This is a genomic window from Georgenia sp. (assembly GCF_054605595.1).
This window is the reverse complement of record NZ_JBTSDU010000029.1, coordinates 1-14,515: the sequence shown is the minus strand read 5'-3', so window position 1 is coordinate 14,515 and position 14,515 is coordinate 1. Positions and strand designations below refer to the sequence as shown.

Here is a 14,515-nt window from a genome sequence, read left to right as displayed (position 1 = left end):
GCCCCGACCGGGGTGGTCGAGGTTGACGAGCCGCAGCACGGCGGCCAGTGCGGTCACCGCGAGCGGCCCGAGCCAGCCCCACAGCCGGGCGGCGGGCTCGATGACGGCGCCGAGGGGCCGCAGGCCGAGCCGGCCCCGGAGGCGGTCCTCGAGCCGCCGGATGCGTTCGGCCGGTGCGGGGCCGGCCACCGGTCCGGGGCCGGCACCGCCCGCACGGTGCCGCGGGCGGTCCGCGGCGCCGGTCGGCACGTCGCCGACGGCACCGGGGTGGGGCAGGCTCACGCCGCGAGTTTAGGTGCATGGGGGAGACTGACCCGGTGACATCCCCGAACGAGGTGACCGAGCCGGCCGAGGTGACGGTGCCGGCCGAGGTGCCCGTGCCCGCCGACGCCGAGGCGCCCGAGCCGGCCGAGGTGCTCGCCGGTTCAGGCCCGGCCCCCATGGAGCCGGGCGTCGTCCTGCTCGCCGCCACCCCCATCGGCGACGCCACCGACGCCCCGCCGCGCCTGCGGCGCGCGCTCCAGGAGGCCGACATCGTCGCGGCAGAAGACACCCGGCGCCTGCGGGCGCTGGCCGGGCGCCTCGGCGTCAAGGTGACGGGCCGGGTAATGAGCTTCCATGAGCACAACGAGGACGAGCGTGCCCCCGACCTGGTCCGGGCGGCCCAGGACGGCGCGCGCGTCCTGGTCGTCTCGGACGCCGGGATGCCGTCCGTGTCCGACCCCGGCTACCGCCTCGTGCGGGCCGCGACCGATGCCGGTGTGCGGGTCAGCGTGGTGCCCGGACCCTCCGCGGTGCTCACCGCGCTCGCGATCTCGGGGCTGGCGACCGACCGCTTCTGCTTCGAGGGATTCGTGCCCCGCAAGGGCGGGGGCCGGGCCCGGGCGCTCGCGGCGCTCGCGGCCGAGGCGCGCACGATGGTCTTCTTCGAGTCGCCGCACCGCCTGGCCGCCACGCTCGAGGACATGGCGGCGGCATTCGGTCCGGACCGCCCCGCCGCCGTGTGCCGGGAGCTGACGAAGACGTACGAGGAGGTGCGCCGCGGCCCCCTCGACGAGCTCGCGCGGTGGGCCGGCGAGGGTGTGCGCGGCGAGGTCACCGTCGTCGTCGCCGGCGCGGCCCCGGCCGTGCCGCGCCTGGCCGACCACGTGGACCGGGTGGTCCACCTCGCCGAGACCGGGGTCCGCCTCAAGGACGCCGCCGCGACGGTCGCCACCGAGACCGGCTTGAGCAGGCGCGAGCTCTACCAGGGCGCCCTCGACGCGCGCGACGTGACAGCCCCGTGACAGCCCCAGGCCCCGTGACTGCCCCATGACAGCCCCGTGAACCCGGTTCAGGCCATCCCGGACTCGGCGAGCTCGACGCCCGCCGCGGCCATCTCCTCGCGGGCCTTGGCCCCGAGCTCCGGGCTGACCGGCACGGTGAGATCCGTGAGCACGCGTGCGGCGAGGCCGAGCCGCCGGGCGTCCAGCGCCGTCTCCTTCACGCAGTGCGACTCCACGAGCCCGACGACGTCGACCTCGGTCACGCGCGCGGCGTCGAGGATCTGTGCCAGGGTGCGCCCGTCGTCGTCCACGCCCTCGAAGCCGGAGTACGCGGCCGCGTACATGCCCTTCTTCACGGAGGCGTCGAACGTCAGGTCGGCCAGGGCCGGGTGGAGCTCGGCCTCCGCCGTGCCGGCGACGCCGTGTGGCGGCCAGGTGTCCACGAAGTCCGGCGTCGGCGAGAAGTGCGCGCCGGGGTCGATGTGCCAGTCCTGCGTGGTGACGACGACGGCGTAGCCGGCCCGGTGCGCCGCCGTGTACTCGGCCACGCGTTCCGAGACGGCGTTCGCGCCGGGGGACGGCAGGGCGCCGCCCTCGCAGAACGTCGGCTGGACGTCGACGAGGATGAGTGCGCGTCGGGCGGGTCGGGTGTCCTGGGTGCTCATGTCGGTCTTCTCCACGGTCGGGGACGAACCCCATGATCCTGCACCACGGGCCTCCTCGCGATCGTCCTGCTGCCCATCGGCACCCCGGACGGACGGCCCGCGCCGCCAACTACGCTGACCCCTATGACGCACATCCTCTCCGCCGTGGCGTGGCCCTACGCCAACGGGCCCCGCCACATCGGTCACGTCGCCGGCTTCGGCGTCCCGTCCGACGTCTTCTCCCGCTACATGCGCATGGCGGGCCACGACGTCCTGATGGTCTCGGGCACCGACGAGCACGGCACCCCGATCCTGGTGGCCTCGGACGCGGCCGGCGTCACCGCGAAGGAGTTCGCGGATCGCAACAACCGGCTCATCGTGGAGGACCTCGTCGCCCTCGGCCTCACCTACGACCTGTTCACGCGCACCACCTCACGTAACCACTACGCCGTCACCCAGGCGATGTTCCGCACCGTGCGCGACAACGGCTACCTGGTGGAGCGGACGACGCAGTCGGCCATCAGCCCCTCCACGGGCCGCACGCTGCCCGACCGCTACATCGAGGGCACCTGCCCGATCTGCGGCTACGGCGAGGCCCGCGGCGACCAGTGCGACAACTGCGGCAACCAGCTCGACCCCACGGACCTGATCGACCCGCGCAGCAAGATCAACGGCGAGACGCCGAACTTCGTCGAGACCAACCACTACTTCCTCGACCTGCCCGCGCTCGCGACCGAGCTCGGCCGGTGGCTGGACGGCCGCGCGGCCGCCGGCACCTGGCGCCCCAACGTCATCAAGTTCTCCCAGCACCTCCTGGCGGACATCAAGCCGCGCGCCATGACGCGCGACATCGACTGGGGCATCCCCGTGCCGGGCTGGGAGGGCCAGCCCACCAAGCGGCTCTACGTCTGGTTCGACGCCGTCGTCGGCTACCTCTCCGCCTCCATCGAGTGGGCGCGTCGCACCGGGGACCCCGAGGCCTGGCGCGCCTGGTGGAACGACCCCGCGGCACTGTCCTACTACTTCATGGGCAAGGACAACATCGTCTTCCACTCCCAGATCTGGCCCGCGGAGCTGCTCGCCTACAACGGCGCCGGCGACCGGGGCGGCGAGCCGGGCGAGTTCGGCACCCTGAACCTGCCCACCGAGGTGGTCTCCTCGGAGTTCCTCACCATGGAGGGCAAGCAGTTCTCCTCCTCGCGCGGCGTCGTCATCTACGTGCGCGACGTGCTCGAGCGCTACCAGGCCGACGCCCTGCGCTACTTCATCTCCGCCGCCGGTCCGGAGACGCAGGACGCCGACTTCACCTGGGCCGAGTTCGTGCGCCGCACCAACGGCGAGCTCGTCGCCGGGTGGGGCAACCTCGTCAACCGCACCGCGTCGATGATCGCGAAGAGCTTCGGCGAGGTCCCCGCCCCGGGCGAGCTCGAGGAGATCGACGCCGCGCTGGCCGCGCAGATCCGTACCGGGTTCGACGCCGTCGGCGACCTCATCGCCGAGCAGCGTCAGCGCGCCGCGCTCGCCGAGGCGATGCGGCTGGTCGGCGAGGCCAACACCTACGTCACCCGGACCGAACCCTTCAAGCTCAAGGCGCCCGAGCAGCGCGAGCGCCTGGGCACGGTGCTGCACACGCTCGCCCAGGCCGTCAGCGACCTCAACGTCATGCTCAGCCCCTTCCTGCCGCACTCCGCCAACGCCGTCGACGCCGTCATCGGCGGCAGCGGCGCGGTCGCCCCGATGCCGCGGATCGCGGAGGTCGAGGACCTCGACGGTGGTGACCCCTACCCGGTCATCACCGGCGAGTACCACCACGGCGACGGCGGCTACCCCGGGTGGGGGCCGCGGCCGGTGGTCGTGGGGGCCGCTGTCGGGAAGCCGACGCGGGTGTTCACCAAGCTCGACGACGACGTCGTCGAGGCCGAGCTCGCCCGCCTGCGCCCCGGCGCCTGAGGGGCGCGCACCGGTGGGGAAGAAGAAGGACAAGGCACGCGGCTGGCCCGCGGAGCCCGAACCGTTGCCCGCGCCCGTGGTGGACAACCACGCCCACTTCCCGGTGCTCGACGCCGACGGCGAGCCGGTGTTCGACGACGACGTCGCGCTCCCGCCCGGCGAGGCGCCGCTGACCATGACCGAGCAACTCGCCCGGGCCGCCCGGGCCGGGGTGCCGCGGGTGCTCACGGTCGGCTGCGACGTGCCCTCGCTCGCCGGGTCGCTGGCCCTGGCGCACCGGTACCCGCAGGTGGCGACCGCCCTGGCGATCCACCCGAACGAGGCCCCCCTGCACGCCGGGGTGCGCGAGGTCGCGCCCGACGGGCTCGACCCGGCCGTGCGGGTGCACCACCGGCTCTCGTTCGACGAGGCGTTCGCGCACGTCGCCGATCTCGCCCGGGACCCGCGCGTCGTCGCCGTCGGGGAGACCGGCCTGGACTTCTTCCGCACCGGGGAGCGGGGCCGCGAGCACCAGGTCCGGGCCTTCCGCGACCATCTCGCCCTGGCGAAGGAGCTCGGCAAACCGGTGCAGATCCACGACCGGGACGCCCACCGCGACGTCGTCGAGACGCTGCTGGCCGACGGTGCACCCGAGCGCACCGTGTTCCACTGCTTCTCCGGGGACGCCGAGCTCGCCGCCGTGCTCGCCGAGCACGGCTGGTACGCCTCGTTCGCCGGTCCGATCACCTTCAAGCGCAACGACGAGCTGCGCGCCGCGCTGCTGGCGCTGCCCCCCGGGCTCGTGCTCGTGGAGACCGACGCCCCGTACCTGACGCCCGCGCCGTACCGCGGCCACCCCAACGCGTCCTACGTGCTCCCGCTCACCGTGCGCGCCGTCGCGGACCAGCTCGCCCTGCCCCTCGAGGACACGTGCCTGCAGCTCGTGGCCAACACCGACACCGTCTACGGCACCTGGTGACCGGGCGGCGGATCGGGTGTCGGCCGGTCGGGCGACACCTGGTGACCGGGTGGCCGTAGATCGGGTGTGGGCGGATCGGGTGGCCGTAGATCGGGTGTCGGTGGGTCGGGTGGCAGCCGATCGGGTGGCCGCCCATCGGCGCGAATCCGAAGGTCGACCGGTGAGCCTGTCCACACGTTCGACCGACCGGGTTTTGTGAAAGGTCACGAATCGGTTACGGTCGCTCCTGGAACCAGTCTCCCTCCAAGACAGGACGATCACCTCGTGGGACGTCACACCTCCGCGCCCGGCGCCGCCGCGTCCGTAGTCCCCGCGCCCGGATCGGGTCGCGCCCCCGGCGCGCTCGCGCCCGGATCGCGGCGCGCCGCCCGCGCGGTCACCCAGCCCGTCCCGCGCCGCGCCCAGTCGCGCACCGCCGGCGCCGGGACACTCGGCCTGCCGAACGCCGCCGCGCAGGCCCTGCGGGTGGGCGTGCTCGGCGCCATCGTCCTCGGCACCGGGGTCGCCACGGTCGACGCCGTCCTGGTGGACTCCGCGGAGGCTGTCACCGCCGACGGTGGGCTCCGCACCGCCGAGGCCGGCACCCTCGCCCTACGGTCCGGCGACAGCGCCTCACGCTCCGAGGTCGTCGGGCGCCTCTCGCTCGAGGCCCAGGGGGCCCGCACGTTCACCGCCGTCGTCGACGGTACGGAGCAGGAGATCATCACCACCGCCACCACCCTGGGCGAGGCGCTCAGCGAGGCCGGCATCGTCGTCGGCGCCGACGACCTGGTCTCGGCCGAGCTCTCAGGGGCCGTCCCCCACGCGGAGCGCGTCGAGATCCGCCGGGTGACCACCGAGCACGAGACCGTCGAGCACGTCGAGGAGTTCGCGACCGTCGAGGAGCAGGACCCGTCGCTGCCCGCCGGGCAGCGCGTCGTCGAGACCAAGGGCGTCGTCGGCGTCGCGAGCGACACCTACGCCGTCCGACGCGCCGGCGACGAGGAGGTGGGCCGCGAGCTGCTGGCCTCCGTGGTCCGCTCCACCAAGGTCGACGAGGTCGTGCGGGTGGGCACCGCGACCGTGCCAGCGGCTCCGGCCGCGACCGCGCAGACCTACTCCGGCTCGGACCCGCGCGCGATCGGGCGGCAGCTCGCCGCCGAGCGGGGCTGGGGAGCGGACCAGTTCCAGTGCCTCGACACCCTGTGGGCACGGGAGTCCGGGTGGGATCCGTACGCCGACAACCCGTACTCCAGCGCGTACGGGATCCCCCAGGCGCTCCCCGGTTCGAAGATGGCCTCCGCGGGCGCCGACTGGGCCACCAACCCCGCCACCCAGATCACCTGGGGCCTGGGGTACATCGGCGGCCGCTACGGCAACCCCTGCAACGCCCTGGCGCAGTCCTACCGGGTCGGCTGGTACTGAGTGGGGTCCGTCACGATCGCCTGCCCTGGGTGAATCTGGCGTAGACATTCGATAACAGATCGGTTACGTTTTCGGCGGCCCGCCGCTGCGGCGCCGCCCGCGGGCCCCGCCCGCACCGACAGCCGGATCAGACCGGCCGTGCACCATGCGCTCCGCGCACCGAGGTTCGCCTCGACCGGTGCCACGGCGCTCTGTGCCCGGGCCGCTCGTCGAAGGATCCTCGTGAGCGCGAACCACCCCGACCTGCAGTCCAGCTCCGACCCCCAGTCCAGCCCCACCCTCCAGTCCAGCTCCGCCCCCGTCTCCGCCACCCGCGTCGAGACACCCCGCGTCGAGACACCCAGAAAGAGCCGCCGCCGCTGGCTCGCACTCGGCATCGTGCCGGTGCTCGTAGCTGCCGCCGCCACCACTGCCCAGGCGCACAAGAGCATCGAGCTCGAGATCAACGGTGAGAGCCATCAGCTGACCACGTTCGCCGGATCGGTCGCCGGCCTCCTCGACGAGCAGGGCATCAAGATCTCCGAGCACGACCTCCTCGCCCCCGGCGCCGACACCGCGCTGACGGATGGTGCCGACGTCGTCGTGCGCACGGCGCGCCCGGTCACCGTCGAGATCGACGGCGTCACCCAGGAGGTGTGGACCACCGAGCAGACGTCCGGCGACATCGTCGCCAGCCTCGTCGGGTCCGGCCGGACGATCGCCGTGGCCGCGTCCCGCTCGAACGCCCGCGAGGACCTGCCGCTGGTCGTCGGCGGCGAGGTCGACGTCGTCGCGGACGGCCAGACCGTCCGTGTCACGCTCGACGGCGCCAGCCAAGTCTCCGACGCGCTGGCGGCGGCGGGCATCGAGGCCGCCCCGCTCGACCGGGTCACCATCGCCGCAGGGGAGGGTGGCGTGCCGCGCGTCGTCGTCGCCCGCGTCGTCAAGGGCGAGCGCACCGTGACCGAGGAGATCGCCTTCGAGACGGTCGAGCGCGAGAGTGCCGACCTCTACCAGGGCCAGACGCGCGTGCTTCAGGCCGGTGCCCCCGGCCAACGGACCCGCACCTTCGCCACCGTGACGATCGACGGGCAGGAGGTCCACACCGCCCCGGCCGGTGACGCGGTCACCACCGAGCCCGTCCAACGGATCGTCGCGGTCGGTACCGCCGAGCGTCCCCCGGCACCCGCGCCGGCCCCGGCACCCGCGCCGGCCGGTGCGGCTGCGCCGGTCGCGGGCGGCGTGTGGGGCGCGCTCGCGCAGTGTGAGTCCGGCGGTAACCCCACGATCGTCAGCAGCAACGGGCTCTACCACGGCCTCTACCAGTTCTCGGTGGGGACCTGGCAGTCCGTCGGGGGCGCCGGTCTGCCCTCGCAGGCCTCGGCCGCCGAGCAGACGCAGCGTGCCCAGGCCCTGCAGGCCCGCTCCGGCTGGGGCCAGTGGCCGTACTGTGCGGCCAAGCTCGGCCTGCTCTGACAGCAACCCCTGCTCTGACAGCAACCCCTGCAATGCCCTGACAGCACCGCCCAGCGGCCTGACAGGACTGACGCAGCGGCCCTGACAGCAGCCACGGACGCAGCCGGCCTGACAGCACTGACGCAGCGGCGGGTGCCCCGGACAGCCGGGGCGCCCGCCGCTCCTTCGTGCCCGCGCCGGTTACGCTCGACGACGTGACCACCGAACCCGCCGCCGCACCCCCGAGTGCCCTGCTCGGCCCGGCCGACGTGCGCGCGCTCGCGAACACCCTGGGAGTGCGGCCGACCAAGACGCTCGGTCAGAACTTCGTCCACGACGGTGGCACCGTGCGCCGCATCGTCCGCACCGCGGGTGTCGAGCCGGGTGACGTCGTCCTCGAGGTCGGCCCGGGGCTGGGCTCGCTCACCCTCGCGCTCCTCGAGGCCGGCGCCGTCGTCGTCGCCGTCGAGATCGACCCCACCCTCGCGGCGGCGCTACCGGCCACCGTGGCCGCCCGGGTTCCCGGGGCCGACCAACGAGTCGCGGTGCTGACCGCCGACGCCATGAGCATCACCGGCCCCGACGATCTCGCCGTCCGTGCCCGCATCTCCGTGAACCGAATGCCCACGCGGCTGGTGGCGAACCTGCCCTACAACGTGGCCGTACCGGTCCTGCTGACGCTCCTGGAGGTGCTGCCCAGCGTCACGGACCTGCTGGTCATGGTCCAGGCGGAGGTCGCGGACCGCATCGTGGCCCCGCCGGGCTCGCGCACGTACGGCATCCCGTCCGCCAAGGCGGCCTGGTACGCCGACGCCGCCCGCGCCGGCACCATCTCGCGGACGGTGTTCTGGCCGGTACCCAACGTCGACTCCGCGCTGGTGCGCCTGACCCGGCGCGAGCCTCCCGCCACGTCGGCCGACCGCGGAGCCGTCTTCGCCGTCGTCGACGCTGCTTTCGCGCAGCGCCGCAAGACGTTGCGTGCTGCCCTGGCGGGCTGGGCGGGTTCTCCGGTGGCCGCTGAGGTGGCGCTGCGGGCCGCAGGGGTGGACCCGGCGACCCGGGGCGAGCGCCTGTCGATCGCGGAGTTCGCCCGCATCGCCGAGCACGGCCCGGCTCGTGGTGCGGGCGGCGCGGCGTCTGGCACGCTGGCACCGTGAGCCCCCGACCGGCGGTGCGCGTGCGCGCACCCGGCAAGATCAACCTGACGCTGTGCGTGGGTGAGCCCGCCGCGGACGGCTACCACCCCCTGGAGACCGTCTTCCAGGCCGTCTCCCTCTACGAGGACGTCGTGGCCCGCCCGGGCGAGGACATCACGCTGGAGATCCACGGCCGTGGCACCGACCTGCCGACCGACTCCACGAACCTGGCCTTCCGTGCCGCCGCCTTGCTGCGCGAGGCCAGTGGTACCCATGCCGGGGTGCACCTCACGCTCACCAAGGAGGTGCCCGTCGCCGGTGGGATGGCCGGCGGGTCCGCCGACGCCGCTGCCGCTCTCCTGGCCTGCGACCAGCTATGGGGTACCGGGCTCGGGCGCGAGGAGCTCGGTGCGCTCGCGGCCGAGCTGGGCGCCGACGTCCCGTTCGCGCTGACCGGCATGTCCGCGATGGGCACGGGCCGCGGCGACGTCCTCACCCCCGTCATGAGCCGTGGCACCTACCACTGGGTGCTCGCTGTTCAGGCGGACGGGCTCTCGACGCCGGAGGTGTTCCGCGCGCTCGACCGGCTCGAGGGTCACATCCCGGCGGGGTCGGGCCGCCCACCAGCCGGGGCGACGTCGTCGCTGGTGCCCGCGCTGCTGACCGCCGACCCCCTCGTCCTCGCCCGGCACCTGCGCAACGACCTCCAGGGGGCGGCGCTCGAGCTGCGCCCCGAGCTGGGGGACGTGCTCGCCGCCGCGGACCGGGCCGGGGCGCTGGCCGCCATTGTCTCCGGCGCCGGCCCCACGGTCGCCGCGCTCGCTCTCGACGCCGCGCACGCCATCAGCGTCGCGGACGTCGTCCGGGCCGCCGACGTCGCTGCTGAGGTCCTCACCGTCACCGGGCCGGTGCCCGGGGCGCGCGTGCTCGAGCAGGTCAATGTGCGGTAGGCACGCTAGGCAGGAGCATGCGGTCGGGGCGAGCCGTCACGCCGGCTGCGGCCACGGGCGCCGAGTCCGGGCGGACCTCGACACACGCATGCCGGCCGAGCTCTCCGGCGGGCAGCCGCAGCGCGTCTTCCTGGCCCGGGCGCTCGCGCCGGACCCCGACGTCGTCCTGCTCGACGAGCCCCTCTCCGCGCTCGACGCCGGACTGCGCGCCTCCGTGCGCCAGGACGTGCGCGACGCCCTCCACGCCTCCGGCGCGACCGGCTTCCTGGTCACGCACGACCAGGAGGCGGTGCTGAGCGTCGCCGACGGCGTCGCCGTCGTGCGCGCAGGCCAGGTGGTCCAGGCCGCGGTGCCCGAGCAGCTCTAGCGCGACCTGGCCGACCTCGCCGGCACCACGTTCGCCGGCGAGGCCGTGATCCTGCCCGACGATGTCGCCGCCGGCGCCGCTGGGTCGACTGCCGCTGCTGCGCGGTGACCAGGTCAGCGACGGACGCGGGCTCGTCGCGGTGCGGCCGGAGCAGCTGCACATCGGTGTGCTCCGGTCGTGGGGGAGTCACCGCCAGGGTGCTCGGGACGACCTTCTACGGGCACGACGCGTCGGTCCGGCTGCCCGAGCTCAGCGCGCGGTGACCGCCCAGGTGCCGTCGGCCAGGGCCTTGGCGGGGTGCTGGACGTTGAGGAAGAGGGTCCGGGGGTCCTTGCCGAAGTAGATGCCGGAGATCTCGGCGCCCGGGTCCTTCAGCGAGGCGAAATGCTCGACGGAGTCGGCGGCGCCGTCGTGGTCGTTGTCGAGCCCCGCGACCCAGATGTCCGACGGGACGTTGTCCTCGACCACCCAGAGACGGCCGTTGGGACCCTTCGCGAGGTTGTCCGGGCCGTTGAAGCCGGTCACGCCCGCGGCGCGGTCCTCCACCGGCACGTTGTCGCCGGGATGGACGAAGGAGGTCAGGACCTCCTCCTTCAGGTCGATGGCGACCACCCGGTCCTCGGAGGTGTTCGCGACGTAGAGCGTCCGGCCGATGAGCTCGACGTCCTCCGGCCGGCCGAACTCGGTGGCGTTCACCGCGTCCGCCGCGGCGTCGGCGTCGACGGCGACCTGCTCCATGTCGAGCGCGACCCACTCGAAGGCACCCACCTTGTCGGTGTAGGTGCCGGGGTTCCAGACCTGCTCGGCGTCGGTGAGCCCGGTGAGCCTGAGGGCGTAGAGCTGACCGTCGGAGAGGTCGCCGCGCGTGGTGGGCTCGAACTTGTAGATGGAGCCACCGTTGAGCTCGTCGATGACGAAGACGGCGTCGTTGCTCGCACCGATGCCTTCGTGGCGGAGGATGCCGACCTCGGGCCGCTCGACCCATTCCATCTCACCGAAGGGGTCCTTGGCGTCGAAGGTGCCTTCGAAGAGGCGTCCGCCCGCGGTCTCCTCGGCGAAGAGCACCGTGCCCCAGGGGGTCCACTCGATCCCGTCGAGCCGGCGGAAGCCGGCGTCCTGCGCGACGACGTGGGCCTCGCCGGTGGCGAGGTCGACGACGGAGACCGCCCCGTTCGAGCCCGCCTCGTGGGTGCGGATGAGGTAGCGGCCTGCCTGCGGGCCGGTCTCGTTGACCGTGTTCATGTCGGTGAGGTCGTCGGCGCCGCCGCCGTAGATGTCCAGGACGGTCTCGTCGGCGACGAGCTCCTGGGTGAACCCGTCGGGTGCGACCAGCGGGACGTCCCAGTCGGTGGTCTGCTGGTCGTAGGCGGAGCCGTCGATCGGCTCGAAGGCCATCGTCCCGTTCGCGGCGCCGGCCTGGGCGGCGACGGTGACGAGGAGTCCGGCGGTGAGGGTGCCGGTGAGGATCTTCTTGCGCATCACATCTCCCTACGTTCGTGGTGGGTGTGCCCCGAACGTAGGGACGCCAGGTGACCGGCAGGCGAACGCACTCCGGCCGGGGCGAGGCCGCTGCCGGAACGGTCGTCGCGATGGCGCACGACGAACGCTACGAACCCCCCGGCCAGGGTGAAGCCAGGTGGCCTCGTCGTCGGTCGGGCGGTGTGGTCAGTCGCTGCGCGGCTGCCACCGACCCCCTCGTCCTCGCCCCGCACCTGCGCAACGACCTCCAGGGGGCGGCGCTCGAGCTGCGCCCCGAGCAGGGGGACGTGCTCGCCGCCGCGGACCGGGCCGGGGCGCTGGCCGCCATTGTCTCCGGCACCGGCCCCACGGTCGCCGCGCTCGCTCTCGACGCCGCGCACGCCATCAGCGTCGCGGACGTCGTCCGGGCCGCCGACGTCGCTGCTGAGGTCCTCACCGTCACCGGGCCGGTGGCCGGGGTGCGCGTGCTCGAGCAGGTCAATGTGCGGTAGGAGCGCGCGGTCGGAAGGGGACGGCAGGAGTGCACGGTGGGAAGGCACGGCAGGAGCGCGCGGTCGGAAGGGGACGGCAGGAGTGCACGGTGGGAAGGCACGGCAGGAGCACGCGGTCGGGGCGAGCCGTCACGCCCGCTGCTGCCACGGACGCTGAGTCCGACGGTCCGGTCCCGGGTCAGCCCGGCGGGCCGGCCTCGGGTGGTTCGGTGGATGGGAGCGAGCTCTCTCGGGGCGGAGCGGTCAGCGGCCCGGCGCCGACGAGTGCGGTGACGCGCGGTCGTGCTCCCACGGGGGAGGGCGCGGAGCTCGCCACGATCACGGTGCTGTCCGGCCGGGTGAATCGCCACGCGCCCTCGACACGCTCGATCGTGATCTCGTGCCGGTGCACGTAGTCGTGGTGGTACCAGCACAGCAGCAGACCGAGCTCGGCCGCCGTCGTACCGAAGTGTTCGTACCACCAGATCGAGTGGTGGATCTCCCCCTCGCCCGGCGGAGCATCACACCCCGGATACCGGCACCTGCGGTCCCGGGCGATGATGGCCCGGGTCTGGGCTGCGGTGAAGAGGCGTTCTTCCCGTCCGACGTCCAGGATCTCGGAATCGGACCCGAAGATCACCCGGTGGAACGCCCCCTGGCAGGCGAGCCGGGAGAGCAGCTGGTGGCTGATCGGTTCACCGTCGGTCAGGGTGGCTGCCTCCGCACCCTCGAGGAGGGTGTAGTCGAGGCATCCGGGGATGATCTGTGCCGCGTGGGTGACGCTACCGGCACCAGTGCCGACGCCAGCCCCGGCGGCGGCCCCAGGACGGCCCGGGTGTTCGCCGTCGGAGGTTGTGCGGGTGCCGCCGGAGGTGGGGGCGCCGGCGGCGATGAGACGTCGCAGGGTGTCGAGCGGCGCGTTCACCGAGATGTGGGGCCGGATGCGCGCACCGGGGCGCAGCATGCCCGAGTCCAGTGACATCAGTGCCAGGGAGACGAGGCTGTCGCTGCGGCGTTGTGCCGTCGTCCGCGGGTCCGAGGCATCCGGGGTGCCGGTACGTGCGTCCAACGCCGCCAGCAGAGCCTGACCGTTGACGGTGGTGAGCCAGCCCTGCACGTGGTAGCCGCCCAGCGTCGGGGCGACGACGAGCTCCTGGCGGTCGGCGTCCGACTTCCAGGACCGGTCGGCCGCGTCGGGGTCCGTGCGAATGGCCCAGTGCTTGACGAGATGAAGGAACTCGGGCGCGCCCATCACCTTGGCCTGCTCGACCAGGAAATCCTCCCCCATCTCCGGATCGCGCAGCATCGCACGGCGTTCGGGGGTGTCCACGGCGTGGCTGGTCAGTGCCGCGACATGGTCGCCGCTGATCGCGCCGTTCTCCAGCGCGTCGGCGGTCGTCCGGAGCACGTCGCGCAGCAGCTGGGACTGGCGCACGTGCCGGTTGGCCGTGGTCCGGTGCCGCCCTGTCGCGCTGCGATACCACGCGGCGAACGTTCGCGCCCCGGAGTTCGCCCATGCGCCGTCGGCCTGGGCGGCGGTGATGACCTTGGCGTCCAGGGCCTCGATCTGACGGCGCAGGGTCTCGACCCTTCGGATGGCGTCGAGCAGCTCCTGAGAGGCCAGCGCCAGCAGGTCCATCCCGTTCACCTCGGCAAGCTGCGTGCTCACCTGGTCGAGGTGGACGTTCAGGATCGATAGCCCGCCGACCTGGCTCTCATCGGGGGGACCGGGCGGCTCGGCAAACATGTCCTCACCCCTTCACCTCACGGTTCGACCTCGTCGTCGACACCTGCCCTCACCGTATCCGAACGGGTGTTCGAGCGGAAGAGGAATGGCGAAACCACGCCAAATCTGTGGACGAGGTGGTATCGAGGATGCAGCTGGCGACGACGTGATGCGCTTGAGCAGGCAGTCGTCGCGGGCGCTGGTGAGGCGGAGCGGCGACCCGCTCGAGCCGCGGAAGGGTCAGGCTGATCGGTGCAGGCCGCGGGTTCTTCACCGGCTATGGACCGGTCGGGCGACAGGTGGCAGCATGCGAGAAAGAGCCGCAACGCCTCGCTCGAGGCGGAACACACGAGGAGGACCCACCGATGGAACTCGTCCCCGGCAACACCCTGATCACGGCGACACCCCAGGAGGGACGTGAGCTCGCGATCGCCATGGCCCGCAAGTCGATCGGTGCGATCCAACCGGACGCCGAGACCCGCAAGCTGCTCCGACCGGGCTACGCCACCGCCGCCGACTCGCTGACTGCCGCCGCCCACGTGGTGGCGATCGAGTTCGCGACGGTTGCCGCCGCCAACAACTACTGGCGCGGCTAGACCGCCTGGGCCACGCGGCCCGACCCGGTCACCGGGGTCCGCCCGGTCTGCAGCGGCCCGACCCGGTCACCGGGGTCGGACCGGTCTGCAGAGATCGCCCGGTCCGCAGAGATCGGCAGGTCCGTCGAGACCCAGA

General features: G+C 73.4%; 13 protein-coding genes and 1 pseudogene. 10 read left to right on the top strand and 4 right to left on the bottom strand.

Annotation, left to right across the window (positions count from 1 at the left end; all coding sequences use genetic code 11):
* Positions 1 to 282: pseudogene (locus tag ACYC1Z_RS05625) on the bottom strand (phospholipid carrier-dependent glycosyltransferase); the annotation flags it as partial.
* Positions 283 to 440: 158 nt separating this feature from the next.
* Here ACYC1Z_RS05625 and rsmI point away from each other — a divergent pair.
* Positions 441 to 1,286: a 16S rRNA (cytidine(1402)-2'-O)-methyltransferase gene (rsmI, locus tag ACYC1Z_RS05620; protein ID WP_461408566.1), complete on the top strand. Its 846-nt coding sequence runs from the start codon at positions 441 to 443 to the stop codon at positions 1,284 to 1,286.
* A gap of 47 nt (positions 1,287 to 1,333) precedes the next feature.
* Here rsmI and ACYC1Z_RS05615 read toward each other — a convergent pair whose 3' ends face one another.
* A complete protein-coding gene (locus tag ACYC1Z_RS05615) occupies positions 1,334 to 1,930 on the bottom strand; it encodes an isochorismatase family protein (RefSeq protein ID WP_461408558.1) in 597 nt (198 codons plus the stop codon).
* A 123-nt stretch (positions 1,931 to 2,053) separates the two neighbouring features.
* Here ACYC1Z_RS05615 and metG point away from each other — a divergent pair, with 123 nt between their 5' ends.
* The 7 genes from metG to ACYC1Z_RS05580 all read left to right on the top strand — a co-directional run bounded on the left by metG (position 2,054) and on the right by ACYC1Z_RS05580 (position 10,108).
* On the top strand, positions 2,054 to 3,859 hold the full coding sequence (metG, locus tag ACYC1Z_RS05610; RefSeq protein WP_461408557.1) for a methionine--tRNA ligase: 1,806 nt from the start codon (positions 2,054 to 2,056) through the stop codon (positions 3,857 to 3,859).
* 13 nt (positions 3,860 to 3,872) lie between these two features.
* Complete coding sequence (locus tag ACYC1Z_RS05605; protein WP_461408556.1) at positions 3,873 to 4,817, top strand: TatD family hydrolase; 945 nt, start codon at positions 3,873 to 3,875, stop codon at positions 4,815 to 4,817.
* 264 nt (positions 4,818 to 5,081) lie between these two features.
* Positions 5,082 to 6,221: an aggregation-promoting factor C-terminal-like domain-containing protein gene (locus ACYC1Z_RS05600; protein WP_461408555.1), complete on the top strand. Its 1,140-nt coding sequence runs from the start codon at positions 5,082 to 5,084 to the stop codon at positions 6,219 to 6,221.
* A gap of 222 nt (positions 6,222 to 6,443) precedes the next feature.
* The gene (locus ACYC1Z_RS05595) at positions 6,444 to 7,676 is read left to right on the top strand and encodes a G5 domain-containing protein (RefSeq protein WP_461408554.1); all 1,233 of its coding nucleotides are present in this window, start codon (positions 6,444 to 6,446) and stop codon (positions 7,674 to 7,676) included.
* Positions 7,677 to 7,870: 194 nt separating this feature from the next.
* Positions 7,871 to 8,812, top strand: a complete 942-nt coding sequence (rsmA, locus tag ACYC1Z_RS05590; protein ID WP_461408553.1) for a 16S rRNA (adenine(1518)-N(6)/adenine(1519)-N(6))-dimethyltransferase RsmA — start codon at positions 7,871 to 7,873, stop codon at positions 8,810 to 8,812.
* Entirely contained in the window at positions 8,809 to 9,741 is a 933-nt protein-coding gene (locus ACYC1Z_RS05585) for a 4-(cytidine 5'-diphospho)-2-C-methyl-D-erythritol kinase (RefSeq protein ID WP_461408552.1), read from the top strand. Before rsmA ends, ACYC1Z_RS05585 begins: the two co-directional genes overlap by 4 nt.
* Positions 9,742 to 9,829: 88 nt before the next feature.
* On the top strand, positions 9,830 to 10,108 hold the full coding sequence (locus tag ACYC1Z_RS05580; RefSeq protein ID WP_461408551.1) for an ATP-binding cassette domain-containing protein: 279 nt from the start codon (positions 9,830 to 9,832) through the stop codon (positions 10,106 to 10,108).
* A 249-nt stretch (positions 10,109 to 10,357) separates the two neighbouring features.
* On the opposite strand, the gene ACYC1Z_RS05575 is transcribed toward ACYC1Z_RS05580, so the two are convergent.
* Complete coding sequence (locus ACYC1Z_RS05575; protein WP_461408550.1) at positions 10,358 to 11,587, bottom strand: alkaline phosphatase PhoX; 1,230 nt, start codon at positions 11,585 to 11,587, stop codon at positions 10,358 to 10,360.
* A 110-nt stretch (positions 11,588 to 11,697) separates the two neighbouring features.
* On the opposite strand from ACYC1Z_RS05575, the gene ACYC1Z_RS05570 reads away from it, so the two are divergent.
* On the top strand, positions 11,698 to 12,078 hold the full coding sequence (locus ACYC1Z_RS05570; protein ID WP_461408549.1) for a hypothetical protein: 381 nt from the start codon (positions 11,698 to 11,700) through the stop codon (positions 12,076 to 12,078).
* 178 nt (positions 12,079 to 12,256) lie between these two features.
* Here ACYC1Z_RS05570 and ACYC1Z_RS05565 read toward each other — a convergent pair whose 3' ends face one another.
* Positions 12,257 to 13,804, bottom strand: coding sequence for an HNH endonuclease signature motif containing protein (locus ACYC1Z_RS05565; RefSeq protein WP_461408548.1), 1,548 nt, complete (start codon positions 13,802 to 13,804; stop codon positions 12,257 to 12,259).
* A gap of 344 nt (positions 13,805 to 14,148) precedes the next feature.
* Here ACYC1Z_RS05565 and ACYC1Z_RS05560 point away from each other — a divergent pair, with 344 nt between their 5' ends.
* On the top strand, positions 14,149 to 14,379 hold the full coding sequence (locus tag ACYC1Z_RS05560; RefSeq protein WP_461408547.1) for a hexameric tyrosine-coordinated heme protein: 231 nt from the start codon (positions 14,149 to 14,151) through the stop codon (positions 14,377 to 14,379).
* Positions 14,380 to 14,515: the final 136 nt, after the last annotated feature.

Coding starts and splice junctions, on each gene's coding strand:
- ACYC1Z_RS05565 (WP_461408548.1), bottom strand. CDS start 13,804: ATGTTTGCCGAGCCGCCCGGTCCCCCCGATGAGAGCCAGGTCGGCGGG.
- ACYC1Z_RS05615 (WP_461408558.1), bottom strand. CDS start 1,930: ATGAGCACCCAGGACACCCGACCCGCCCGACGCGCACTCATCCTCGTC.
- ACYC1Z_RS05575 (WP_461408550.1), bottom strand. CDS start 11,587: ATGCGCAAGAAGATCCTCACCGGCACCCTCACCGCCGGACTCCTCGTC.
- rsmI (WP_461408566.1), top strand. CDS start 441: ATGGAGCCGGGCGTCGTCCTGCTCGCCGCCACCCCCATCGGCGACGCC.
- ACYC1Z_RS05580 (WP_461408551.1), top strand. CDS start 9,830: ATGCCGGCCGAGCTCTCCGGCGGGCAGCCGCAGCGCGTCTTCCTGGCC.
- ACYC1Z_RS05560 (WP_461408547.1), top strand. CDS start 14,149: ATGGAACTCGTCCCCGGCAACACCCTGATCACGGCGACACCCCAGGAG.
- ACYC1Z_RS05570 (WP_461408549.1), top strand. CDS start 11,698: ATGGCGCACGACGAACGCTACGAACCCCCCGGCCAGGGTGAAGCCAGG.
- metG (WP_461408557.1), top strand. CDS start 2,054: ATGACGCACATCCTCTCCGCCGTGGCGTGGCCCTACGCCAACGGGCCC.